Source organism: Stenomitos rutilans, from assembly GCF_059505485.1.
Genome location: NZ_JCACKR010000091.1, coordinates 1 through 24,314 on the forward strand (window position 1 = coordinate 1; position 24,314 = coordinate 24,314).

Annotated in this window: 25 protein-coding genes; 11 read left to right on the plus strand and 14 right to left on the minus strand. The window is 51.0% G+C overall.

Annotated features, from left to right (window positions below; genetic code table 11):
- Positions 1-189 precede the first annotated feature (189 nt).
- Positions 190-1,545: a dihydrolipoyl dehydrogenase family protein gene (locus AC5JLP_RS18225; RefSeq protein WP_496069358.1), complete on the minus strand. Its 1,356-nt coding sequence runs from the start codon at positions 1,543-1,545 to the stop codon at positions 190-192.
- A gap of 106 nt (positions 1,546-1,651) precedes the next feature.
- Between AC5JLP_RS18225 and AC5JLP_RS18230 the strand changes: the two genes are divergently transcribed.
- The 5 genes from AC5JLP_RS18230 to hisC all read left to right on the plus strand — a co-directional run bounded on the left by AC5JLP_RS18230 (position 1,652) and on the right by hisC (position 6,431).
- On the plus strand, positions 1,652-1,855 hold the full coding sequence (locus AC5JLP_RS18230; protein ID WP_496069359.1) for a hypothetical protein: 204 nt from the start codon (positions 1,652-1,654) through the stop codon (positions 1,853-1,855).
- Positions 1,856-2,064: 209 nt separating this feature from the next.
- Entirely contained in the window at positions 2,065-3,021 is a 957-nt protein-coding gene (locus tag AC5JLP_RS18235) for a S1C family serine protease (RefSeq protein ID WP_496069360.1), read from the plus strand.
- A gap of 4 nt (positions 3,022-3,025) precedes the next feature.
- Positions 3,026-3,916 carry a S1C family serine protease gene (locus AC5JLP_RS18240; RefSeq protein WP_496069361.1) on the plus strand — a complete coding sequence of 297 codons (891 nt, stop codon included), beginning with the start codon at positions 3,026-3,028 and terminating at the stop codon, positions 3,914-3,916.
- Entirely contained in the window at positions 3,883-4,599 is a 717-nt protein-coding gene (locus AC5JLP_RS18245) for a LuxR C-terminal-related transcriptional regulator (protein ID WP_496069362.1), read from the plus strand. Before AC5JLP_RS18240 ends, AC5JLP_RS18245 begins: the two co-directional genes overlap by 34 nt.
- A gap of 782 nt (positions 4,600-5,381) precedes the next feature.
- The gene (gene hisC / locus AC5JLP_RS18250; RefSeq protein WP_496069363.1) at positions 5,382-6,431 is read left to right on the plus strand and encodes a histidinol-phosphate transaminase; all 1,050 of its coding nucleotides are present in this window, start codon (positions 5,382-5,384) and stop codon (positions 6,429-6,431) included.
- A gap of 287 nt (positions 6,432-6,718) precedes the next feature.
- On the opposite strand, the gene AC5JLP_RS18255 is transcribed toward hisC, so the two are convergent.
- Positions 6,719-7,213: a ubiquitin family protein gene (locus AC5JLP_RS18255; protein WP_496069364.1), complete on the minus strand. Its 495-nt coding sequence runs from the start codon at positions 7,211-7,213 to the stop codon at positions 6,719-6,721.
- A 50-nt stretch (positions 7,214-7,263) separates the two neighbouring features.
- Between AC5JLP_RS18255 and aroA the strand changes: the two genes are divergently transcribed.
- Complete coding sequence (gene aroA / locus AC5JLP_RS18260; RefSeq protein WP_496069365.1) at positions 7,264-8,631, plus strand: 3-phosphoshikimate 1-carboxyvinyltransferase; 1,368 nt, start codon at positions 7,264-7,266, stop codon at positions 8,629-8,631.
- 228 nt (positions 8,632-8,859) lie between these two features.
- On the opposite strand, the gene AC5JLP_RS18265 is transcribed toward aroA, so the two are convergent.
- The 4 genes from AC5JLP_RS18265 to AC5JLP_RS18280 form a co-directional block, all read right to left on the minus strand.
- Positions 8,860-9,420: a carboxymuconolactone decarboxylase family protein gene (locus AC5JLP_RS18265; RefSeq protein ID WP_496069366.1), complete on the minus strand. Its 561-nt coding sequence runs from the start codon at positions 9,418-9,420 to the stop codon at positions 8,860-8,862.
- Positions 9,421-10,935: 1,515 nt separating this feature from the next.
- Entirely contained in the window at positions 10,936-11,664 is a 729-nt protein-coding gene (locus AC5JLP_RS18270) for a DUF4230 domain-containing protein (protein ID WP_496069367.1), read from the minus strand.
- A gap of 216 nt (positions 11,665-11,880) precedes the next feature.
- A complete protein-coding gene (locus AC5JLP_RS18275; RefSeq protein WP_496069368.1) occupies positions 11,881-12,591 on the minus strand; it encodes a M48 family metallopeptidase in 711 nt (236 codons plus the stop codon).
- Between the two features lie 95 nt (positions 12,592-12,686).
- Complete coding sequence (locus tag AC5JLP_RS18280; RefSeq protein ID WP_496069369.1) at positions 12,687-12,851, minus strand: hypothetical protein; 165 nt, start codon at positions 12,849-12,851, stop codon at positions 12,687-12,689.
- A gap of 60 nt (positions 12,852-12,911) precedes the next feature.
- Between AC5JLP_RS18280 and AC5JLP_RS18285 the strand changes: the two genes are divergently transcribed.
- The 5 genes from AC5JLP_RS18285 to AC5JLP_RS18305 all read left to right on the plus strand — a co-directional run bounded on the left by AC5JLP_RS18285 (position 12,912) and on the right by AC5JLP_RS18305 (position 17,212).
- A complete protein-coding gene (locus AC5JLP_RS18285; protein ID WP_496069370.1) occupies positions 12,912-13,568 on the plus strand; it encodes a GNAT family N-acetyltransferase in 657 nt (218 codons plus the stop codon).
- Positions 13,569-13,656: 88 nt separating this feature from the next.
- Positions 13,657-13,914 carry a TIGR03643 family protein gene (locus AC5JLP_RS18290; protein ID WP_496069371.1) on the plus strand — a complete coding sequence of 86 codons (258 nt, stop codon included), beginning with the start codon at positions 13,657-13,659 and terminating at the stop codon, positions 13,912-13,914.
- A gap of 34 nt (positions 13,915-13,948) precedes the next feature.
- Positions 13,949-14,878, plus strand: a complete 930-nt coding sequence (gene queG, locus AC5JLP_RS18295) for a tRNA epoxyqueuosine(34) reductase QueG (RefSeq protein WP_496069372.1) — start codon at positions 13,949-13,951, stop codon at positions 14,876-14,878.
- 88 nt (positions 14,879-14,966) lie between these two features.
- Positions 14,967-15,686: an ATP-binding protein gene (locus AC5JLP_RS18300; protein ID WP_496069373.1), complete on the plus strand. Its 720-nt coding sequence runs from the start codon at positions 14,967-14,969 to the stop codon at positions 15,684-15,686.
- A gap of 434 nt (positions 15,687-16,120) precedes the next feature.
- Entirely contained in the window at positions 16,121-17,212 is a 1,092-nt protein-coding gene (locus AC5JLP_RS18305) for a glycosyltransferase (protein WP_496069374.1), read from the plus strand.
- A gap of 69 nt (positions 17,213-17,281) precedes the next feature.
- Here AC5JLP_RS18305 and AC5JLP_RS18310 read toward each other — a convergent pair whose 3' ends face one another.
- From AC5JLP_RS18310 to AC5JLP_RS18345, 8 genes are all read right to left on the minus strand, one after another.
- Positions 17,282-17,980 (minus strand): glutathione binding-like protein, encoded by a 699-nt coding sequence (locus tag AC5JLP_RS18310; RefSeq protein ID WP_496069375.1) that lies wholly within the window; start codon positions 17,978-17,980, stop codon positions 17,282-17,284.
- Positions 17,981-18,062: 82 nt separating this feature from the next.
- Positions 18,063-18,410 (minus strand): GFA family protein, encoded by a 348-nt coding sequence (locus tag AC5JLP_RS18315; protein ID WP_496069376.1) that lies wholly within the window; start codon positions 18,408-18,410, stop codon positions 18,063-18,065.
- A 43-nt stretch (positions 18,411-18,453) separates the two neighbouring features.
- Positions 18,454-19,323, minus strand: coding sequence for an oxidoreductase (locus AC5JLP_RS18320; protein ID WP_496069377.1), 870 nt, complete (start codon positions 19,321-19,323; stop codon positions 18,454-18,456).
- 30 nt (positions 19,324-19,353) lie between these two features.
- The gene (locus tag AC5JLP_RS18325; protein WP_496069378.1) at positions 19,354-20,034 is read right to left on the minus strand and encodes a nitroreductase family protein; all 681 of its coding nucleotides are present in this window, start codon (positions 20,032-20,034) and stop codon (positions 19,354-19,356) included.
- Positions 20,035-20,132: 98 nt separating this feature from the next.
- Positions 20,133-20,927: an SDR family NAD(P)-dependent oxidoreductase gene (locus AC5JLP_RS18330; protein WP_496069379.1), complete on the minus strand. Its 795-nt coding sequence runs from the start codon at positions 20,925-20,927 to the stop codon at positions 20,133-20,135.
- Between the two features lie 170 nt (positions 20,928-21,097).
- Positions 21,098-22,198, minus strand: coding sequence for an alkene reductase (locus AC5JLP_RS18335; protein ID WP_496069380.1), 1,101 nt, complete (start codon positions 22,196-22,198; stop codon positions 21,098-21,100).
- A 424-nt stretch (positions 22,199-22,622) separates the two neighbouring features.
- On the minus strand, positions 22,623-23,594 hold the full coding sequence (locus AC5JLP_RS18340; protein ID WP_496069381.1) for a hypothetical protein: 972 nt from the start codon (positions 23,592-23,594) through the stop codon (positions 22,623-22,625).
- A 207-nt stretch (positions 23,595-23,801) separates the two neighbouring features.
- The gene (locus AC5JLP_RS18345; RefSeq protein WP_496069382.1) at positions 23,802-24,167 is read right to left on the minus strand and encodes a BON domain-containing protein; all 366 of its coding nucleotides are present in this window, start codon (positions 24,165-24,167) and stop codon (positions 23,802-23,804) included.
- Positions 24,168-24,314: the final 147 nt, after the last annotated feature.

The following is a 24,314-nucleotide window of genomic DNA, read 5'->3' on the forward strand; positions in this document are numbered from 1 at the left end:
GATCTGGTTTTTCATTCACCACTACAATGCATCCTTACCTCTTTAGCACTACCGAAATGAGAATGTTCCTGTTTCAAGCAGAAACACTCTCGCTTAAAACAGAAATGTTCCTACTTGAAGCAGCATGAATCCTGTTTCAGGTGCAAAGCTTTTGGCTTTACGCACGATCGCCCACTGGCGAATGCCATATTAGGGACTGTCGATCAGCAATCGTGCCAGACTGGGTAACGCTTCTCCGTAGGTGGGATGGATGTGCACCGATTGTTCTAGCAATTGCCAGGTGGCTCCGGCTTCCATTAACGATAAAAAGACGTGGACTAGCTCTGCGGTTTCATACCCAACCAGCGTGGCTCCCAAGATTTTGTTGGTGTCCTGGTCAATTACCATACGGTAGAAGCCGAAATCGTGCCCCCACTCGATCGCGCGGGCAATCTGGCTCATGGGTAGGGTAACGCTACGCGCGTTGATGCCTTTTTTCTGCGCCTGTTCGATCGTCATGCCGACGCGTCCTACTTGCGGTTCGGTGTATACGGCGTATCCCAGAACGCGATCGTCACGGGTGCGCTGTTCACCCTTAAGAATGGCTTTGAGACGACGATAATCTTCCCAAGACACATGGGTAAAAGCAGGCTGCTTCGCCGCATCGGCGATCGCATACACACCAGAACAGGTGGTATGGAATTGATCGTCAATTTTGACAAAGCCTTTATCGTCGAGTTCAATTCCGCTGGCTGCGACGTTCAATGCGTCTGTATTGGGTTTGCGTCCAATCACCACCAGCAATGCATCGCCTTGGAGTTGTTCCCCATTACTCAAGGTGAGCGTAAACGTCTCGTTCTCATGCGCCACTTGCTCGACATTTACGCCACAGTGAAGGTGCATGCCATCCTGCTTGAGCGCATCAGCCAGAACATCGCTCACATCGGGTTCTTCTTGCCCCAACACGCGATCGCCTCGCACGATGAGATGAGTCTCACTGCCTAAGCGCGCTAATCCTTGACCCAGTTCTAGTCCGATGTAGCCTGCACCTAGCACTAACAAACGAGACGGTAAGGTTTTCAAGTCGAAAAAATTTCGGTTTGTCAAATAGGGCGTACCTGCCAGACCAGGTACATCGGGGATCAAGGATGAAGTGCCCGTATTGATGACGACTAACGGCGCTTGTACCGTGACATCCCCACCTTTTACCGTGCGCTCACCTACAAAGGAGGCTTCGGCACAGACCACTCTCACACCTGCACCGTCTAAGCGCTTGCGGGCACCCTGGTTAAAGCGATCGCGAATCCCGCGTACTCGTTCCATCACCGTCGGAAAATCAACTTCAACATGGGTATGAATGCCCAACTTTTCAGCCTGACGCGCTCGTCCTGCCCCATGAGCCGCTGCCAGAAATGCCTTGGAGGGAGTGCAGCCATAGTTAATGCAGCTACCGCCCACCGCATCGCGTTCAAACAAGACGACATTGCGCCCCTCTCTGGCATAGTCAGCCGCCAGTGGAATGCCACCCTGACCGCTGCCAATCACAATTAAATCTGCTGTTTCCATGCGGTATGGCTCTCCCTGAGACGTTTGCTTGATGGAACTGCTTTTTGAAAGTGTCGCGCCTGAAGCTAAGAAACCCTTGAAGTAAAGCTGAGTGGAGGCTTAATTTGTGAACCTGAAGCCGATGCATATTAGGACGATCGCACAAACACCGCGATCGCTCAGATACTACCACTTGAAACAACGGATCAAAACCATACGTTCAGCCAATGTTGCCGCGATTGAAAAGACGAAACACGCGATCGCAGAAAATACAAAGACTGCAAAACGAGGTCTCTGCGGCCTCAGCACCTCAGCGGTAGAACAGCAATGAGAATGCTTTCCTTTCTTTAAGTGAGAATGCTTTCTCCTGCCACCTTGCACATTGCAGCCACAAGCCTAGCCATTTTTCCAGGGTCTTACTCCCCATTTCGTCGATGTGGTTGAACAGGCAAAGCTTGCATCCTGAATATAGGCGGAGGCAACCATTAGCAGATGCACAAAGCGCTAATCGTTAAACGCTAAATTTTATGGAGACATGACATGACGAATTCACCCCCAAATCTACGTTCTGAGGAAAACCGATCGTTAATCGCGTTTTCGGATCAACTGGCAACGATCGTTGAACAAGCAGGCGCATCGGTGGTAGCGATGAATGGACGACGACGGCGATCGACCAGTGGTGTTTACTGGCGACCAGGCATCATCGTAACAGCGGAACACGCGATCGGTCGAGATGACGAACTCACAGTAACGCTGCCAGATGATCGCACCGTGACTGCAACCTTGGTCGGACGCGACCCAGGAACCGATTTAGCGGTTTTACAGCTCAGTGAAAATTCACCACCCGCTTTACAAGTCCCAACAGTTGGCGACCCTGCCGCGCTTAAAGTCGGCCATCTGGTGCTGGCGATCGCACGCGGTAGTGATAGTGGAGTGAGTGCCAGCTTTGGTGTGATTAGCGCGATCGGTGGTACATGGCGCTCTTGGCATGGTGGGCGCATTGACCAGTTCATTCGTCCGTCGGTCATGCTATATCCAGGGTTTTCAGGGAGTGCTCTAGTTGACACACAGGGGCAAGTGGTCGGCATCAATACAGCGGGACCACGACACATGGCGCTAACCATTCCAGCTTCTACCGTGAACCGAGTGGTCGATCGCCTGCTGCAAGGTGGCGGTTCCCAACGTGGCTTTCTGGGTTTGGGGATGCAATCCGTGGAGCTACCCCGCGCACTGCTCGATCGACTGCACCTGGCTAACCGTCAGGGAGTCATTGTCGTCAGCGTCGAACCCGATGGCCCTGCGGAGCAGGCAGGTGTCTTATTGGGTGATATTCTCATTGCCCTGGGCGGCGCACCCATTAGCGATGTCGGCGATGTCCACAATTTACTAGACCCAGAACAAGTCGGGCAACCGCTTACAGCACAGATTATTCGTGGCGGCGCGTTAATTGAAATCACGATTACGGTTGGCGAACGACCACACCAAACGCGAGGGTAGAAGGATGCAAGAGAATCAATTTGTTCAGCCAGGGATCGTTCAGCCAGACCTTGCGGGGGCGATCGCTGCGATCGCCAAACACCTTCGTCAGTCTACCGTACAGGTACGTACCCAGCGCCAGGGAGCCGGATCAGGCGTGATCTGGAGTGCCGATGGGGTCATTATGACCAATGCCCATGTGGTCACGGGAAACAGCGCTACGGTCGAACTTGCGGATGGGCAGGTGTTGGAAGCAGTGGTAACAGCACGCAATCGGCAGCGGGATTTGGTCGCGCTAAAGGTCGAAGCAACAGGGCTGACCGCAGGAGCGATCGCGGATTCAACCCGGCTGCGGGTGGGCGAAGTCGTGGTGGCAATGGGCAATCCGTGGGGCGTTGTGGGAGCGCTCACAACGGGCATCATCCACAGCTTCAAGCCCCATTATGGCAACCAGCACTGGATTCAAGCCGATATTCAACTTGCTCCGGGTAATTCGGGTGGTCCGTTGGCAAACGCGCAAGGACAGATTATTGGCATCAACACTATGATTGTGCACGGTCGGGGCTTTGCGGTGCCGAGTCACGTCGTGCAGCAGTTCCTTAGCCAGGGCAGCGACGAACCATTCTTAGGGATTACTGCCCAACCAGTGGGCGTGCGGCTTGCGCGTCAGTTGGCGATCGGTCTCTTGCTAACGGCGATCGAGCCTCAGAGCCCAGCAGAAATCGCCGGATTGCAGGCTGGAGACGTGCTACTGGGCGTTCGCGGCAACCTCTTTCAATCGCCCAACGAACTCTTCCATTTACTAGAAAATTCAAACGTAGGTGACGGGTTGCCGTTGGAGGTTTTACGGCAGAATCGGCGCTTTACAGTGGACGTGGTGCTATGCAGCAAAACCTTTCAACCACAGGCAGCATGATCCGCGTTCTGGTCGCTGCAAGCTCGGTGGTGATGCAGGCTGGGCTAGAGGCGCTCCTTTCCTCCAGCTCAGACATTGACCTTGTTAGCAGGCCTACGACGACAGAAACGCTGACACAGCAAATCGCACGATCGCAGCCTGATGTTGTGCTGTGGGAATGGAATGATGCGGAGACAGACGGTATTCCAGCGGTAATAATTACCGATCTAGGTGAAGGAAACGCTGCGCCTGCAATGGAGGGAGGGAGTATAGAGAGCCTCAGCCCCGCGATCGTCGTTATGGTGGATGACTGGCAACCGCCTGCAATTGCCAGCGTTCTCAATGCCGGAGTGCGGGGTATTCTACCAAGCGATGCCACCGCCACTGAGTTTGTGGGCGCGATCGTCGCGGCAGCCAGAGGTTTAACCGTCATTCACCCCGACCTGCTCAGCCCCTTACTCAGCAGTTTGCCCTCCAGCACTCGTGCTACCCCTATAGAACAAGGCGAAGCGCTCACCAACCGCGAGGTAGAAGTGCTCACCATGCTGGCAGAAGGACTGGGCAACAAAGCGATCGCCCGTCGCCTTAACCTCTCCGAGCACACCGTCAAATTTCACATCGGCTCTATTTTCAGCAAGCTTCATGCCTCTAGCCGCACCGAAGCCGTAATTCTAGGCGCACGACAGGGACTTATTTTGCTATGAGCGATCAGTTTGGCAGTGGGGAGTAGAGAGTGGGGGAAGTTTTGAGTTTTGTATAGCCTTCTTCATTCTAGAAAGGTTAGGACTTACGCAAATTCTCACAAAACTAGCCTACCAGCCCCAAATTTGGGCAGAGTAGCTTCATACACCAGTAGAAAAAAGCAAAAGCCCGATTGCCTTGTTTCTGCGATCGCAATTTGAAGCGAACCGCAGCGAAAAAATCAGGAGTCCAGCTTATTCTTTTCTTATATGAAACCACCCTGCCCAGCCCCCAATTTATAGCCCTAGCGGGCATACAAGAAAGGGGGAGCAAGAACTTAAAGTCCCCCAGAATTGGGGCTTAAAGCCCTTTGGGTATACAAGAAAAGGGGCGACTGCATAAGTCCTATTGTCGTTGGATTGTTCAAGTTGTGCTGCGTCCCGAACATTTCAAACACCCTCTGAAGTTAACTTACGATTATCCACCAAGACGCAGAAGTAACAGAAACGCTTTGCGTTCTCTACGCCTCTACGGTGATTTCAAATCTGTATTCCTGTGGAATGAGCACGCATTGGGAAAGGCCATTGAGAAAGACGGCTCGATCCTTTAGGCTAAGGTAATTGATCGGAGCTTGTGGAGGTATGAGATGTCTGATCCAAAGGTGAACGTGGTTAAGGTGGATGCAGGCACACTCTTGCTCATTGTCTCTGCACTGATCTTGCTGCCACTTTTGCTCACAGGATTTTTGTCTCAATGAGCTACTTTCCAGTCTGCAATTTATCTCAGCACGTATTTTTCTATAGCCGTGACTCATTATTTTCGCCCAGCGATCGCTGCGATGACGGGCTACGTTCCCGGTGAACAGCCAAAGCCCAATACTACGATCATCAAGCTCAATACCAACGAGAATCCGTATCCGCCGTCTCCAGACGCGATCGTGGCACTGCAAAACATCCAGGGCGAATGGCTGCGGCGCTACCCCGATCCCTATGCCAACGAATTTCGGCAAGCGGTTAGTGCCGCGTTAGGGGTACCGCTCGATTGGATTATCGTGGGCAACGGCAGTGACGATATTCTCAATGTCATCATTCGCGCCTGTGCTGAACCCAAGCGAAACGTCGTGTATCCAGTACCAACTTACGTGCTTTACCGCACATTGACCGCGATGCAGCCCGCCGAGACAATCGAAATTCCCTATGGGGACGATTACCATTTGCCGATCGCAGATTTGATTGCGACCAATGGTGCCGTTACGTTTATCGCCTCACCCAATAGCCCGTCTGGACATGTCGTGGCGATCGACGAACTACGCCAACTGGCAACTGCACTCACAGGCGTACTGGTGATTGATGAAGCCTACGTCGATTTTGCCGAAGGTTCAGCGTTGCCCCTTGTGCAGGAGTTTGAAAACGTTATTGTGACGCGCACGTTGTCGAAGGGCTATTCCCTGGCAGGGCTGCGGCTGGGTTTTGGGATTGCTCAGCCTTCGCTGTTGAGTGGTTTGTTTAAGGTCAAAGACAGCTACAACATTGACGCGATCGCAAACGCAGTGGGTGCCGCAGCTATGCGCGATCAGGCATACAAAAACGAGTGTGCCGCAAAAGTGAAAGCATCCCGAACGAAGCTGGCGATCGACCTCAAGCAACTGGGCTTCCACCTGTGGGAATCGCACGCAAACTTTCTCCTGGCGCAGCCACCCCAAGGCAATGCGGAACAAATCTACCTTGCCTTAAAGGAACGCGGTATTTTGGTGCGCTACTTCAAGCAAGCGGGCTTAAGCGACAAGCTTAGAATTTCGGTGGGCACTGACGAGCAAAACCAGTTACTGGTTGAGGCCTTGCTGCCTTTGGTGTAGCGATTGGGATCGTTGATTCCGGCCAGCTATCAGCGGTCAGCCATCAGCCGTCAGCTATTAGCGATCAGCTTGATTAGGGTTGAGATTATGTAAGAGGTTGGTGCAAGACAAGCTTAATCGCCATGCTGCAAGTACTGATTGAATTCTACACATCTATTGGTAAACGCTGAAGCATCTACAGTCCTCAATCCTCAGCACTCTATTTTGAGATTTGCACAGCTACCAAAGCTAACCGCCGAGAGCTGAAAGCTATCCCTCAACAATAAACACAACTCCAACTGAATCGCTTAGTGCCGAATATCAAGATTCAGAACGTAATGTCCAAGCAACATGTTAGCTGTCCACAGTTCATATTCCACGCGCAGAAAAGTGGGTAGTGGATGTGCTTCTAACGTCAAACTGCGAGTGAAGTTGCGCAGCTGAAAGTGTCCATCCTCCAGCTTCATCGTGTCAGACTGCAACCAGTAGCGACTTGTACCATATAGCCCCTGTCGCCAAACGTGTCGATAGCTAAACTGCCCTTGGCCTTGCATGGTTAACGTGACTTGGTAAGGCGAAAACTCTAGCCACAGTAAGCGTGGTGTCGTAATTGGAGACGCTGTCGTCACATCGTGGCTGCCTACAAGAGACTCACGATCGCTTACCGTTGGCTCGGTCATGAGGAGATGAAACTGTTCCTGATCTTTCTGGTAGAGCGTGCCAACCGTCTCAAGCCCTGACCACATAGGTAAATCGGTTGCAGTCAGCAACAGGCTGACAGGTTTGCGGTGATGGAGTTGCATAAAGGCGGTACGATCGCTAACGCAATGCCCACCTAGTCTATCTGATCCCCATGTCGCCGAACGTGATTTCCCTCAAAGCTGCTGAACCTCACCAAGACCTCATCATTGCACCGCCCACAACCGGGCTGACCATTAACGGACGGATTCAAGTACCGGGGGACAAGTCAATCTCTCATCGAGCGTTAATGTTAGGTGCTTTAGCAGAAGGAGAAACGACGATCGCCGGACTGCTGCTGGGGGAAGATCCCCGCAGCACGGCTGCTTGCTTTCGAGCGATGGGAGCAGAGATTTCTACCCTCAATACAGAACGTGTGACGGTACGAGGGATCGGTTTAGGGCAATTGTTAGAACCGTCTGATATTCTGAACGCGGGAAACTCTGGTACCACTTTGCGGCTCATGCTAGGGGTTCTGGCATCGCATCCTGGCCGCTTTTTTGCTGTTACCGGGGATCAATCCCTGCGATCGCGTCCCATGTCGCGCGTTGTAAAGCCACTGCGGCAAATGGGAGCCGAACTATGGGGACGGCAAGAAGGAGCCTATGCACCCTTAGCCATCCAGGGCCAATCGCTTAAGCCCTTTCATTACCACTCACCGATCGCCTCTGCTCAGGTCAAATCTTGTCTATTGCTGGCGGGGTTGATGACTGAAGGTCAAACAACCGTGACCGAACCTGCCCTCTCACGGGATCACAGCGAACGGATGCTCAAAGCATTTGGAGCCAATCTAACGGTCGATCCAGAAACCCATAGCGTCACCGTTACTGGGCCAACCAGGTTGAAAGGGCAACCAGTAGTTGTGCCTGGAGATATTAGCTCGGCGGCTTTCTGGCTTGTGACTGGCGCGATCGTGCCCGGTGCCGATCTCACGATCGAAAACGTGGGTGTCAACCCGACTCGGACAGGGGTACTGGAAGCGCTGCTCCTCATGGGCGCAGACATTACCCAGGAAAACGCTCGGACGGTAGCTGGAGAGCCAGTTGCCGATCTGCATGTGCGCTATGCGGGTACAGGCGATCGCCCCCCTCTCTCTGCTTGCACTATTGCAGGAGACCTCGTTCCTCGGTTGATCGATGAGATCCCGATTCTGGCTGTCGCGGCTACGGTTGCTCAAGGCACCACCATTATTCGCGATGCGGCAGAACTGCGCGTGAAGGAAAGCGATCGCATTGCCGTCATGGCTCACCAACTCAATCAAATGGGCGCTCGCGTGACGGAACAACCAGACGGCATGGAGATTGTTGGCGGCACACCGCTTGTAAGCACTGAAGTAGACAGTTATACCGATCACCGTATTGCCATGAGTCTGGCGATCGCAGCACTCACAGCAACTGGCTCCACAACCATTCATCGTGCCGAAGCGGTTGCCGTCTCCTATCCAGATTTTGTTGCTACTTTAGAACAGCTTTGCGCCGTCTAGGTGCCTCTGAACCGCGCCCAACTCAACGAAAACTAGATAAAGGCATCAGGACTTACGCAAAAGCGGTCGTCTTTCGCCCCCTAGCCCCCAATGCTGGGGGAACCGAGTCAATTAAAGCCCCCAGTATTGAGGGTTTGGGGCAAGTGCGTAAGTCCTAGGCATATCTGTTTGGGTGCAGCCTTTAATTGTGGAGCAGATCAAAATGCTTTAGAAAGACCCTGTTTAGAATCAAGCAGAATCGAGGTGGAGCAAATTAGTGACTAGGCACAGTTGTTCAAAGAGCGCGATCGTGGCTACCAGCTCCAACTGTTCGTCTTCTTCTAAACCCGTGTCATGTAGCGCCTGCCTGGTTTGATACTGTAGTCGATGCCACTGATGTTCAGCGGGTGTTCTGGCTAATGTTCGATTGTTGATCGCCATTGTTGTAAACCGCAGTATAGCCAGCGTTGCGTGGCTCACCTCTGCCGCTTTGTAGTTCCCTTGAATGATCGCCGCTAATGTTAGCTGTTCAGCCTGTTGTTCTATCAAGCTATGTAATAACACTGCGCAAATATGGTCACAGTTGGCGGCTGTGGCAACAACGAGCCCTACCATCTCTTTTAACACTCTAGGCAAGTCACCTTGTAACACCAAGGCGCGAAATTGTCCCCAGAGATGTGTTAGCAGTGCCGGTTGAGCCTCCAGCCGTTTAAAGACTTTCGGTATGGTGTCTACACCAAATTCCTGCTCAATTTGCTCCAATATGTGCTTTGGTGGTGAGTCGCTAAAGGGAATTGCCCTAAGTTGCATTGGTTGGCTCCTTTCGCCATCGTAATGGGTTGATGGCAAGCAGATGGTGAAACCAAAGGCAGTAGCTTGTTAGAGCGTGGAAAGCCCACTTCTCCTATGTCAGTCTAATGAGCCGAAACTAGAAGGCATAGAAGTGCCCAAACCAGTTCTAATCATAAACTGCACGGGTTGTCAGTGGCTCCAAGTTGCTAGTACCTTGACTCGATGATGTGATCACCAATTGCTTGCTGATTCACGTCTTCCTTTTGAGGAAGCAGCCAGTGCAGTAGGGGGCTTAACTGAATAGCTTGAGAATGGGTATAGTCCGCTTTTCGCTCGGGCAAAAAACGAAAAGTGAACAATAGCTGAGACAGTCAATTAACTAATATGAGCGTTGAAATAAAATCAACAATATCAACGCTTGTTGAGGCTCGCAGTTAACACGAGCGTGGTTCCATTTAGACCTTTGAGAAATAGCCCTCCTTTAGCTGCTTAAGCATAATTGACGCAGTGAAAAAATTCTACGCCTCAGTAAATGGTAGCTTGAAGTCTGAAGTTCAAAGGTTAAATTAAGATTTAACTTTGTTACAGCAGGTATTGTTAAGGCTCGCCATGATGGCTGATAGGGATCGATCAAGACGTTAGGCACTGTGCGATACAAATGTCCGCAACTGATGTTTGAGAGAAGGCTAAAGCTACAACCCTACACCACTGAGCAACTATGTGTTGTGGATGTAGAGCCACCGTCTGAAGATGTCAAGCAACTAAGCTTATCTTAATAGCTAAAGCAGCATCGATACAGACAATCATAAAGATAACAACGGAGAGTCTTGCCATATGAAGACTGAGTAAAAGAAAATTACCTTTCGCTAGTAAATAAAAAACGAGCGATTGTTTCTCAGCCTTCTTGTATAGGTGAGTAAGCTCTATTGATTCAACCAGATCGGTTCTGCTTCATCAAGCTATGTACGTCTCCTTTTTAGCTTTTTCGCACTGAACATGCTGTCATTGAAGCTCCATCCTGAGATGATGGAGGAGAAAGAAATAAGTTACGGGCTTCAATTGTTCACTCAAGTCTTGACTTACAGCGGTTACTGATTAGCTAAGCCACAGCCCCTTGAGAGGATGTCTTAAAAGGTATGAATACCTACCCGAACCGCCCCCCTGCCCCCCAAATTTGAGGGGTTCTGAGGTGGAAGTCCCCCAGAATTGGGGGATTGAGGGGGCGAAGGCAGCGTCTCTGACACTTCTCAGACATCCTCTGAGGGCGGGCTTGGGGTTTAAGGTGTTGGGTGTGGTGAATGCAATTGAAAATGGCTGTAAAAGCAAAAGGCTGGAAGTATACGCTCCAAGTGAAGGAATGGTACTCAAGGGCCGTCGATAAGGCTCAAAAGTCAACGTAATAGTGCCCAAAAAAATGAAATAGGTTACGATTGCTTGCTCGCAATCACTGAATTTAATTTATTTTTTAGAAATGCTGGTAACACCACCAAACGCTTGGCAGCATCAAATGGTCGTTATCTGACGGGAACCTTGCTATTGATTGGGTTGCGCAACGGTACAGGCTGCTGATGGCGGTGACTGCGTTTCTACAGTGACATTTTGGTAGCCTGCTGTTGTCAGCAGTTGGGTTACAGCTAACTTGGCGCGATCGTTCGCTTTGTCTAACACTCTGTCAGTACAGGCCGCTTCAACGATTTTTTTCAATGCCTCTTGTTGTGCCAACGCTTGTAATTCGGGGGCTACGTCAGGGCCAAGCCCAAGTGTACCTCGGTTGTAATCGTAGACATTGGAGCGGCTGACATCAATTTTGTGATCGAGTAGTTTCGGTGGCGGCAGTTGAATACGAATGGTGTCGCTAGCGATTTGGACGCGGTCAGGCGTAAGGCTGCTTAAGTCAATCCCTGCTTTTACTTCGCCGTAGGCAATGTATAACAGCTTCGTAGTCCCGATCACAAAGCCATTAAAGGTAGTATTTTGGCTAGTGGGCACAACGGCCTGCATGGTGAACACGGCTGTGGTTAGCTCACTCACACCTTGAACTTGCTTGATAACCACCGATCGCACATCGACCTTCGGTGCTGACTGAGTTGGGTCGAAGAGGGACTGCACTGTAGAGAAGACTTGATCGCCCATACGCCAGACACCAACACCCACCAGCAAACTACCTACGGCTATACCTCCTGTAAGCATCCAGCCTATGCTACGAAGAATGCCACCTGCACCATACCGTTTTTTGTAATCTTCGTAATCTTCGTCGCCCATACCCTTTTCCTGATTACGCGCCAAAATAATTCAATTGTACTATTATAAGACTTACGCAGAGCGAAGAGGAGAGGCACTTGACTCTAACTAAAAATCGCTAGAGTGAAAGGATGAAAGACCTGTCACTCAGCTAGATTACTGCCAATATGTGCTCGTTAGCCAAATTAACTATACCTTGACCAACTTTGCCGACCACAGCGAGGTAATGCATCATGACTACGCTTCCATCCACAACGGCACATGATAACGAGCGTCCCGCAAACCTGCATCAAGCTGCTGATAGCAAGGCTCGTAGTGAGCAACCAGTGCCCAAAACGCCGATGAGTGGTTGAGATGCACGGTATGGCATAGCTCATGAATGAGGACGTAGCGCACCAGTTCACTCGGCAGAAAGAGCAGCTTACAGTTGAGGCTAATAGTCTGACGGCTAGAACAGCTTCCCCAACGCGTTTTTTGGCCCCGCACCGACGCTGTTTCAAACGGTAGCTCTAACTCTTGGCTGACGGTTCGCAACCAGGGAAGCAAATGCTTTTGAGCTTTGCCAATCACCCATTGTTTGAGCATCTCGCTACAAGCACTCTGGTCAGCCGTTTGTCCAAAAAGCATGAGGTTCAGGTCGGGTTGTTCGATCGCCCGCACGCCTGGTAGCTGAGTGGGGCAGTAGTCAATTTGCCATGTCTGTTCGATCGCTCGCAAGCATAGCTGCACAGGTAGCTTGTCTGCGGGTTCGATCCCAACTAACGCATGGCGTGTCTCAACTTGCTGCGTGACTCGATTAATCCAGCGTTGCTTGCGCTGTAAGATCGCAGGGATCGCTGTCTGGTCATACCCTTGAGGCACCACAACCTCTAGACTGCCTGCAACTGAAACCTTGAGAGAGACGTGCTTCGCCTTATGGCTTTCTCGCACGGTATAGCTCGGCAGCATAGCGACATCAATTCGTTGTCTTTTTTTGACATTTCTATTAACGCACTCTCTTGTGAAAGTGTCACCCCTCTAAGCATAGAGACTTTACAGCCAGTTCACGCTTGGGCAACTCCACTCCGCAACAAAATCTTCAGACTAAAAGCAGTATTCACTGCGATCGCCCCAAAAATCGGTGAATTTATTCTTCGTTTCGATACTTCTAGCGTTTTAGCAACGCCGTCTACTTCAGTAACGGCTTCCAGCAGAACGACCAATGCCAACAGCAGTGGTTCGTCCTGGTGCCAACCTCGGTATACTAAGTGACGAGTAGAGCGCTAGACATGCTATTGCAACCATTCGCACAAAATATTACTTTGCGTCCCGCGATCTTGGACGATGTGGATTGGGCGGCTCCGCTTTTCTTTGCGGCAGGGCCAGCCTTGTTCAGCTACATTTTTGCGTCGCCCTTTGATGAATCAGAAGCAATTTTTTGTCAGGCGTTTGCCTATCCTCAACACGCTCTCAGCTACGAACACGCCCAAATTATTGAAGTGCACAGTCAACCTGTTGGGGTAATGATTAGCTACCCTGGCTCTTTGAAGCGTCAAGCTGATGAAAAAGTGCATCAGGTGATGGCACGCATTTTGCCCCTTCGCAAGCTACCCAAAATTCTGGTCAACCTAGCCGACCTGACACGCATCAAGCAGGATATTGCAGCTCAGGACTACTATATTTTGGGTCTGAGTATCCTTCCAGCCTTTCAGCAACAGGGGTTAGGCACTTACTTGCTGACCCAGGCCGAAAAGCAAGCCCATGCCTACAATTGTCGAGCGATCGCGCTCGACGTGACCTACGCCAACACTCCTGCTAGAGCGTTATTTGAGCGCCTTGGTTATCGCGTTACATGTAGCAAATCAACCCAGCGCTTTGAGCAGCTTACCCGGTCTGGTGGGCTGCATCGCATGGTTAAACCGTTAGATAGCAACCCGTTGGCATAATGGCCGTTGATCACTCAGGTCGTAAGCAGCCGATTAACCTCTATCAGCGTTAGGCTAGAGCTATTCGACTGCGTTTAAGGCTGCTACGATGAATCTCCCAGAGCTTGATGCCGAAACCATTGGTCGTATTCTCGAAATGGCGTGGGAAGACCGCACTCCCTTTGAAGCGATCGAACAACAGTTTGGCTTGTTAGAAAAACAGGTGATTGCACTCATGCGGCGAGAAATGCAGCCATCAAGCTTCAAAATGTGGCGCAAGCGCGTTAGCGGTCGGTCTACCAAGCATCTCAAAGAGCGGGAATTTGTCGCTGGACGCTTTCGATCGCACAACCAGAAAGGTTCTTAGCCAGCAACTCAGTAGATGCAAGAAACCAGCCGTGATGTCTCTCGATCGCCAGATTAAGCAAAAAGCACTGGAACTAGGCTTTCACAAAGTTGGGATTGCTGCGATCGAGCCTCATGCATCAGATCCAGCAATACACCTGCGTACCTGGCTCAACCAGGGCTATCACGCTGATATGGCCTGGATGGAAAATCCCAAGCGGCAGGATATTCGGCAAGTCATGCCAGAGGCGCGATCGGTCATTTGTGTCGCGTTGAACTATTACACTTCGATCGCTCGTCCTGATGGCAACACAACGGCAAAAATTGCTCGTTATGGTTGGGGGCGCGACTATCACAAGGTTCTACACAAAAAACTGAAAGCACTATCAACCTGGATATGTACTCAAGGAGAATCCATAGAGGCTCGCTACTACGCAGATACGGGGCCTGTTCAGGATAAAGTCTGGGCACAGCAAGCAGGCATTGGTTGGCTTGCTAAAAACGGCAACGTGATCACGCGAGAATACGGTTCGTGGGTGTTTTTAGGCGAAGTTTTGACCAACCTGTCGCTCCAGCCAGATCGCCCCCATACGGCTCACTGCGGCACCTGTACGCGCTGTATGGATGCCTGCCCTACAGGGGCCATTCCTCAACCTCATATTGTCGATGCTAATCGGTGCCTTGCATACCATACGATCGAAAATCGGGCAGAAACCTTACCAGATACGATCGTGCCTCACCTTCAAGGTTGGGTTGCAGGCTGCGACATTTGCCAGGATGTGTGCCCCTGGAATCAACGCTTTGCTCAAGCCACTGATGTGCCAGATTTTCAACCGCAGCCCTGGAATGTCACCTCAACCCTGGCAGACCTTGCTGCCATCCCAGACGAAGCTTATAAACAACGCTTGACGGGTTCCGCACTACGGCGTATTAAGCCCTGGATGTGGCGACGAAATGCTCAAGCAAACCTGAGAGACCAGCCATGAAAAACGGTAGAAAAATGGTAATTTTTTACAATCCTTAACAATACCAGGTTATAACTATCACTATACGCAATCATACTTTTTGGACACAATGTCCCAAGCACACGCGCTCACTAAAACACAGCCCAACGCGCTCCAGCAGTTGCAGTCAGAAAACGAGCAACTGAAGAAGTACCTGACAGCCCAAAAAACGGTCATTGCTTCGCTTGAGCGACGAGTGGGACGATCGCTTGACACGTTAGAGAGCCATTTGCGACCGTTGGTCGAGTCTCTTCAAGCATCACCCGATTACTATAACCACTTGTCCAACGTCCAGAACGAAGTGCATGGCCTCTGCGATTTAATTGCAGACACCATGCTGCTGCAAAAGTTAGAAGCTGGTAAAGTTGATGTAAAGCTAGCACCACTGGCATTAGAGCCACTTTTAGGCTCGGTAAGTCGCCACCTTCTAGAGCCGAGAGACGGACGTGTTGCCTGCCTCATTTGCGAAATTGATATACCATTGCCTTTGGCCTTAGCCGACCAAGACCTTACTGAAGCCGTGCTGACTGATCTTTTAGCCAGAGGTTCAAAATATTCTGATATTGGCTTGCCCGTAGTACTGAGCGCTGAGCATCAAGACGATCGCATTCACCTTCGCATCACAGCCCAACGGTTTGCGCCTGCAGGTAATCGCGATTTTGCTACGGAGATTATCCTTTGCTGTCGTCGCATTGAAGTCCAGCGTGGCACCATAACCTGTCAGCAGCATCCTGATGGCTTGCAAACGGTGACGGTTTCGCTTTACACCGCCGCTCGATCGGCTGCGTGAAGCTGAAAAAAGAGCGGTTCTCGCTTTAAGAAAAAGACATCCTAACTCAATCCTCTAGCCTCAATTCCTAGCTTCAGTCAGCGCTACCTGCTAGACAAGAACGATCTTTGCAGTGAATCATTTGTTGTGATCAATTCTTTAAAGATTTCGAGAAGACAATCGCTCAGCATTTTAACTTTCTTGATCGACGCAAGATACTTTAGGAAGCGATACTTTTATTCTTTGAACATTCGTAATTTGATATTCAAGTATCTCCCCGATCAGTGCTTCGGTTTTTTGGTTCAAGCATTTTTATCCAGGTACCAAAATGCAACGTCCCTTCTCTCACTCAGTGAACGTTCTCAATTGAGTGAAGCTGACGCGCAAAAAACTTTCTTCATCTAGAGACGGCTACAACAATCTGATCGGTGAAATATAGTTAAAGCTTTAATCCTATGACGCAACTGGAGTCCATGCATCAGACGAATCCCTACTTCACCGATGAGCAAAAGCCATTAGCGTTGCTGCCACATCCGGTTTATTTCATCACCAAAGATGCGAAGTGGCAAGATTTAATCAATAACCCTGATCAGCCAATTAGCAGTGCCCTTTATCAGCAGTGTGTGATCTCAGAAGACATCTGGTCTGCCCAGACATTCATGAATTTGAAGAAGCGGGGGTTGAATGTACGCCTTGCCTCAGATCCGGTTCCTGGCTGTATCAGTATTGTGCCGTTTGATTATATCCACCTGTCAGATTTCGCATACAACAGCTATGTCGTGACTGTGCAGTACGATCGCCCACACCCCGAAATTTGTGCGCAATGCATTGTGTTAAATCAACGCGGCGTGGTTGATTCGACTCACCACTTTATGCCCCACTGGCCCCAACCAAATTTGCAACCCCGCGATCCAGCACGTGGTACACGGGTTGAAAACCTCACCTTTAAAGGCAACAGCTACAACTTGGCGGAAGGCTTTAAGAGTCCAGAGTTTCTAAGCGCTCTCAGCGACATGAACATTAAGCTCATGCTGAGTTCCGAAGATGAGGGCTTTGATGGCTGGCGGAACTACACAACGGCTGATGTGGTGATTGCTGTACGCAACATCACCCAATACGACAGCACCCTCAAGCCTGCGCTGAAGCTAACCAATGCCTGGTTTGCTGGTTGTCCCGCTATTATGAGTCCTGAACCTGCGTATCAGGCATTACGGCAATCCGAGTTAGATTATTTTGAAGTCACTCGACCAGAGCAGGCGATCGCGGCCCTCAAGAAGCTACAGGATGATCCAGCACTGTACACTGCAATGGTTGAAAACGGCTTCCGACGGGCCGCCGAGTTTACAGAAGACAACGTCGCGCTGTACTTTCGGGATGTGCTAGCGGGGCCAATTGCCGCAGGGTATGAGCAGTGGATGCGCCAGTCACCGTTTCAAAAGGCGATCGGTCGGCCTCTGCAATATCTTGGGCGTGTTGCCAAGCAACGGCGTGCCCGTCAATACTATCTGACCAACATCCACGAGGGGCCAAGATTGCTCGATGCTTAGCGCAATCGTGATTGAAAGGCAGGATGAGGCTACTTTTTCCCATCCTACCTTTCGTGCTTGCAAGCTTTCCTAGCGCTGGATGGTTTGAGCAGACTGGTTAAAGAGCAAGTCGCGGGACTGTTCAGGACTGACTGCTTGGTTTTTGAACGCGTCCGCTTTGGCATAGGCACGAATGGTTGCAGGGCGAGACTGAATGGCTTCAAACCAGCGCTTCAGGTTGGGGAAGGTTTCCAGCGATTGCCCCTGACGCTCGTGAGGCACGATCCAGGGATAGGACGCAATATCCGCGATCGAATACTCACCTGCCAAGAACTCGCGATCGCTCAAGCGCTTGTCCATCACGGCATACAAGCGCCCCGTTTCATTGACATAGCGATTAATTGCATAGGGAATCTTTTCGGGCGCATACTGGCTGAAGTGGTGGTTCTGCCCTGCCATTGGCCCCAAACCGCCCATTTGCCAGAATAGCCATTGCAAGACTTCGGCACGTTCATGTAAGTCGGCTGGAATCAGCTTGCCTGTTTTTTCTGCCAGGTAGAGCAAAATTGCGCCTGACTCAAACAGGGAAAGCGGTTCGCTGCCTGTTGCAGGTTCGTGATCGACGATCGCGGGAATGCGATTGTTCGGTGCGATTTTGAGAAATTCGGGTTTGAACTGATCGCCTGCACCAATGTTGATAGGGATAAGCGTGTAAGGCAGGCCGACTTCTTCTAAGAAGATCGTAATTTTGTGGCCGTTGGGTGTCGTCCAGTAATAAAGGTCAATCATGGGGGATGGGGTGTAGGGGAAGGGGGAGTTTTGAGTTAAAAGTTTTGAGTTGTAAGTTAGAAGAGATGAGGAATGGGGTGGGTCAGTCGTAGACGGCACCGTTGACTAGCCCAACAGTCATATAAGTGAGATCTGCGTTTTCGAGGCAGGCGACATTGATGCGGTATTTGTCAGGTGCAGTGCGAGGTCGATGAAAGGTGTAAATGCCGCAAACCTTACAGAAGTAGTGTTTTGCGGTTTGGGTATGGAATTGATACAAGGTCAGCAAGTCCTCACCAGCCAGCAACTTGAAGCGATCGGCAGTAACGCTATGCATGATGGCACCACGCCGAGAGCAGAACGAACAATTGCAGCGATCGCCCCGATCGAGCATGGTCGTCACTTCAAACTGCACCTGACCGCAATGGCACTGCCCTCGGTAAGTTGTCATGCCATTCATGCTGACTCCTGACTGCTGGCTTCTGATTTCTGACCTAACCGCCGATCGCACTCACAACCGACCCTTCAAACGCAGTATCAAGGCTGACCTGCTTCCATGCATCAAGTTCAGCTTTGACTGATTCCAGTTTGGCGGCGATCGTGTCTACCGCATCGGCTCCTAACGCCAACCGAAGTGGAGGATTGTCACTTTCAACAACCTGGATCATCGCCGTCGCTGCTTTGTCTGGATCGCCCGGTTGCTTGCCGTCCATGCTCTCAAGCCATTGGAGAATGCCACCTGTGCTGTCAGCGTAATCATCAAGGCGCGTGTCTGCTATTACCAGCCCTTGCCCATTAATTTCAGTACGAAAAGCGCCTGGTTCCACGATCGTCACCTTAATGCCTAACGGAGCAACTTCTTTAGCCAGCGCTTCAGAAATGCCTTCTAGCGCAAATTTTGTGGCGCAATAAATGCCAAGCGACCCAAAGGAGACGAGACCGCCGACAGAAGAGATATTGAGAATGTGACCGCTTCTTTGCTGCCGTAGGGTCGGCAATACTGCCCGTGTCACATCTAATGCTCCAAAGAGGTTCGTCTCAAACTGGCGACGAACGGTATCATCACTCACTTCCTCAATCGCCCCAACAGAGGCAAACCCTGCGTTATTGACGACGACATCAATGCGACCAAAGGCGTCGATCGCTGCTTTAATCGCCTCTCGCACGTCTTGCGGCTTGGTTACATCCAGACGCACCACTTTGGCAGTTGTTGGGTATTGATGAATCAAGCTGTCAAGCTGTTCTGGTTTACGGGCCGTTGCGACCACACGATCGCCATGCTTGAGAACGGCTTCTGTCAGCGATCGACCAAAGCCAGTGGAGCTACCTGTAATGAACCAGACTTTAGGATTTTGCTGGGACATGGAAAAACCTCCGGTGACAAGGAAAAGAAATTAACCGACGTAGGGATGGTCAATGCGATCAACAAAGACATTGGCACTCAGTGGCAGACGACCAGGGTTTTTGCGCGGTTCTTCGGCATAGCCAACGGGCACAAGCAGGGCGATCGCCAGATCATCGCTGCCCGCTGCACCAATCACCGTTTTTACCTGATCTTCCACCCAACCGTTCATGGGGCAGGTTGAAAGCCCCAAACTTTCGGCAGCCAGCATCAAATGCGTCGCGGCGATGATGGCATCTTTCACCGCATATTCGCGCCGCTTGTCTCCCAAAGCCGTTTGACCTTGAGGAATGGCCTTTTTGAAATACTCGACGGTGCCTTCTGTCCAGGCTCCTGTTTGCAAACCCTTTTCATAAATGGCGTTCAGATCGCCCAGTCCTGCATTCGCACTTGCTGCAAAGACAACCGTTACGGGCGCTTGCACGATTTGCTGTTGACCATAAGCCGCTTGAGATAACGCCGCTTTCTGTGCAGTGTCTTGCACCAGCACAATACGCCAATCTTGAATGTTGTAGCTGCTGGGTGCCGCCACCGTTAATTCGACCAGGCGTTTGAGCAGATCGGGCGCGATCGCGTCCGGTTTGAAAGTTTTAATAGCACGGCGTTGGGCGATCGCGCTGGGTACATCGAGAGGCGCAGTGAGGAGATGTGATGGTGAGGTTGTAGCAGTCATAAGGCTCCTTGATCAATCAGGGTATGAGATGACGAAGCACGTAAACGGCCTAAAAGCTGAACGTTCGCTTGAGGTGAAGACTGTTTAGAGCCAGAAAGCTAGAGGATCGATCGCACTACGCCGCCATCGACTCGCAGTGCGGCACCGTTTGTGGCTGATGAAAGTGGACTGGAAACATAAGTAACCAGCGCAGCAACTTCTTCAGAGGTGGCGAAGCGTTTAATCAAAGAAGACGGACGCACCGACTCAAAAAATTCTTTTTCGACCTGGGCCGTATCTACGCCGCGATCAGCTGCCATCTTTTCGACAAAATCCTCAACGCCTTCAGAGCGGGTGGGGCCAGGCAGCACAGAGTTGACCGTTACGCCTGTACCAACGGTCATTTCGGCTAAACCACGGGCGATCGCAAGCTGTGCTGTTTTGGTCATGCCGTAGTGGATCATCTCGACCGGAATTTGCACGGCTGATTCGCTGGAGATGAAGATAATCCGCCCCCAGTTGCGCTCTAGCATGGTGGGAAGATACTGACGGCTCAAACGAATACCGCTGAGCACATTGGCTTCAAAGATATTGAGCCAGTCCTCATCAGCAATGTCACCAAAGGCTTTTGGCTCGTAAATCCCCAGGTTATTCACCAGAATATCGATCGTCGAAACTTGCTGAAAAAGCTGATCAGCAGCCTCACGCGTGGATAGATCCAGCGCAGCACCTGACACTTTGGCGTTTGGTGTCGTGGCTTTGATTTTGTCGATCGCCTGGTTGACGCGCTCCTGCGATCGACCATTGACGATGACCGTTGCGCCTTCCTGAGCCAGAGATTGGGCGATCGCAAACCCAATACCGCCTGTAGAACCGCTGACTAATGCCGTTTTATCAGCTAATTTCAAGTCCATAATCGAGTCTCCAGAAAGATAGGAGGGAAGCCAGAAGGGCGCTATACTCTGGCTTCTGACTCTTGACTCCTTGTGTTCTCAAAAGGAGTTAGAAGGGCGTTATGTTCTGGCTTCTGACTCCTTGTGTTCTCAACCAATACTTCGTCTTGTTCTGAGCATCGACTGCCCATCTAGCTAACTTGAAGCTCAAGCGCAGGGTAATCGATATAGCCCTTCTCGTCGCCGCCATAGAAGGTTGATGGGTCAGGCTCATTAAGCGAGGCGTTGGCCTGAAAGCGCTCCGGTAAGTCGGGGTTGGCAATAAACAGCTTGCCGAAGGACACCAAATTAGCCGCACCACTAGCGATCGCAGCGTTGGCTTTGTCGCGATCGTAGTCCCAGTTGACCATTAGATTGCCTTTGTAAATGGGGCGGAAGTAGGACGTGGGAATGGAGGTGCCACCGTGACGTTCATCGGCTTCGCTGGGTTCTAGCAGATGCAAATAGGCCAGCCCAAAACGGTTCAGGGCGTCAATCGCATACCCAAACGTGGCTTTAGGGTCAGAGTCCGTCATGCTGTTGAAGGTACCGCTGGGCGAAAGACGAACACCCACGCGATCAGCTCCCCATACCCCAACCACAGTTTCGGTGACTTCTAGTAACAAACGGGCACGATTTTCAATGCTGCCACCATAGGCATCGGTGCGTTTGTTTGTACCGTCGCGCAAGAACTGATCGAGCAGGTAGCCATTCGCTCCATGCACTTCCACCCCGTCAAAGCCAGCCGTCATTGCATTGACAGCACCCTGACGGTATTGCTCAACGATACCCGGAAGCTCATTCGTCTCCAAAGCACGAGGCGTGACGTAGGGTTTGGGGCCTTCGTAGGTGGTGGCTTCACCGTCCGTTGGGGCGATCGCGCTGGGTGCTACAGGCAACACGCCATCCGGTTGCAAGGATGGATGGGAAATGCGTCCCACGTGCCAGAGTTGCAGAAAAATGCGTCCTCCACGAGCGTGAACAGCTTTAGTCACTAACTTCCAGCCTTCCACCTGTTCGGGTGAATGAATACCTGGAGTAGCGGGATAGCCTTGTCCGTAGGGCGTAACCTGGGTTGCTTCTGTAATCAGCAAACCTGCCGATGCCCGTTGTGCATAGTAGGTTGCATTTAACTTAGTCGGGACATTCCCTTCACTGGCACGGTTACGGGTCAACGGTGCCATCACAACGCGATTTGGCAACGTGTAAGCCCCCAATTGAATGGGCGAAAAAAGATTGAGATCAGAACTCATGGCACACTTACTCCAAAATTGCTGAATCGTTATCGATACATCAGCCCAACGTCTAAATGACAGATATAAACCAGGAGATGGCGGAACCAGGAACGAAGAGAATGTCTCGCTAAAAGCGACAAAACGCTTCTATCTAAAAGCGACAAAACGCCGCTGTACGCTTTGCTGGTCCTTATCAACAGGTCTGGTCTTCCTCAATAGCCTTAGTTTAATATTTCAAGATTCTCGAACTATTAAACTATACTGTGTGCGTTTCGATCGCGCAAGTAGGTTTGCAGAATCTGTGAGGCCCAGAGTAAAAATAGAACAAGTGATAGAGTAGATGGCTTGCCGATGGCCGCTTCTAACGTATGCCTGAATACATCATTGCAACCATGATGATGTGCTCTGGAGTGAAGCGGTAGCCAAGATGCAGAGTTAAAGGCTAGAAGTTAAACGTCTTACAGTCATTACGCTGCTCAACAGTGTGACGGACACGCGACCACAAGACATCCTCCTGTTGGTACAAACTTAAGGCCGCGATCGCGTCTTTTGCGTCCTGGGTTGTTCCTTTAGCGACCAGCGAAAACAGGAAATCAAGCGGTTCATCCTGCCGCAGCATCGCGATCGCCAATAAACCCGTTTGACGCAATTCGGGATCGCGCGATCGCTTCCACCACCGATGCAGTGGCTCAAAGGCTTCCGTCAAACGTGATTCACCAAGCGCCAGTGCGGTTATTTCGGCAACCTCAGCGGCTCTGTCAAGAGGGAAGAGTTCCTTGGATGGGTCAAGAAACTGAATGACCAAGGGTAACGACTGTACTGGCGCTAACTGGAGTAGTGCCAGTAGGTATTCTGAAAACACCTGCGGTTCGTCTCCAACCTGCACTCGCAAGCGCAGCAGCGGTACGGCGTCTGAATGGTTTCTGTAGGCGATCGCGCGTGCAGCACCAATCCGTGCTTCTGCTTTGGGATCAGCCAGTAAATCGGCGAGTTCGCTCAGCACGTGCGGATAATTCATGCGCACTAGACCCAGTGCGCACACGCTGCGTAAGGCTGGGGCCGTATCTTCTTTACCACCCCATACGGCCTCTAGTTGCACGTGCCGAATGCCTGCGAGAAAAAGCGCTTCTTCCCGGTAGTCCAGATGGTACAGCGCATCTGCGATCGCCGTTTTGGCGTGGCAGTTGGGATCGGTTGTTTCAGGCTTGATCAGACATCGCTCAAAGGCCGCAACCAGATCAGGGATCAGCGTGTGTAGTTCTGCTTTGTGGATTAGACGGCTGGCCTGAGCAATTGCCAATCCTTGCTTGCCATGCAGCACCCGATGAAGAGTTTCAATCGCCGCCTCAGAGCTGGGATCAGTAATTTGGTTCAGTGCAGCCAGTGCTTCTTCTAATGGGCGAGATTTTGCCATTGATCGGGTCGGCAGCGAAGGCTGTAGCGTCCATTTTATAATACAGATGATCTAGCTGAATGTTGAGAGAAAAAGGGTGGCAACTGTCCTTAAACTGTGAAAAGCAGCCGATCGGGAAGATTGACTGCTTTTTCACAATGTCTGCTTTACATTCGTCTGAGACCTTACACCTTAGTCTGAGACCGATCTGTCACGTCAAAAGACAGGCTAGCCTACGTTCACTTCAGCGGTTGTGACATCGGCAGCACCATTCACAGTTCTAGCAATTTCAATGGCTTTGTTAAGAAGATCCTGGCTGGGAACTTTACCCTTTAGCACAACGGTTGTGCCAAGCTGCGCGACCCACAGCGTCTCAATGTCATCCAGGCTGGGATCTTCATCAAAAGCGAGCGCTACCCGCTTTGCCAAACCACTCTGATCGTATTCACCATTTAGGCCCACTCGCTCAGGCGCGATCGTCCCTGATGACGTCTTTTCTGCCTCTGGCACTTCTGGTGGTGCTGGTGCTGGTGCTGGATTCACTTGAGCACCTGCGGGCTTTTCTTTCCCAAAAATTCGTTGTAGCCAACCCATGTTTTTTCTCCAAAAGTACAGTTTTTTAACCGTCAGGCAACCAACTGAGCCTGCACTCAGTGATGATTTTCTCTCAATCAACCAATTCCTTTGTCACCCTACAGGGAGAAGAGTTGAACTTCAAGAAAGAAAGCATTAAGGTAGCGG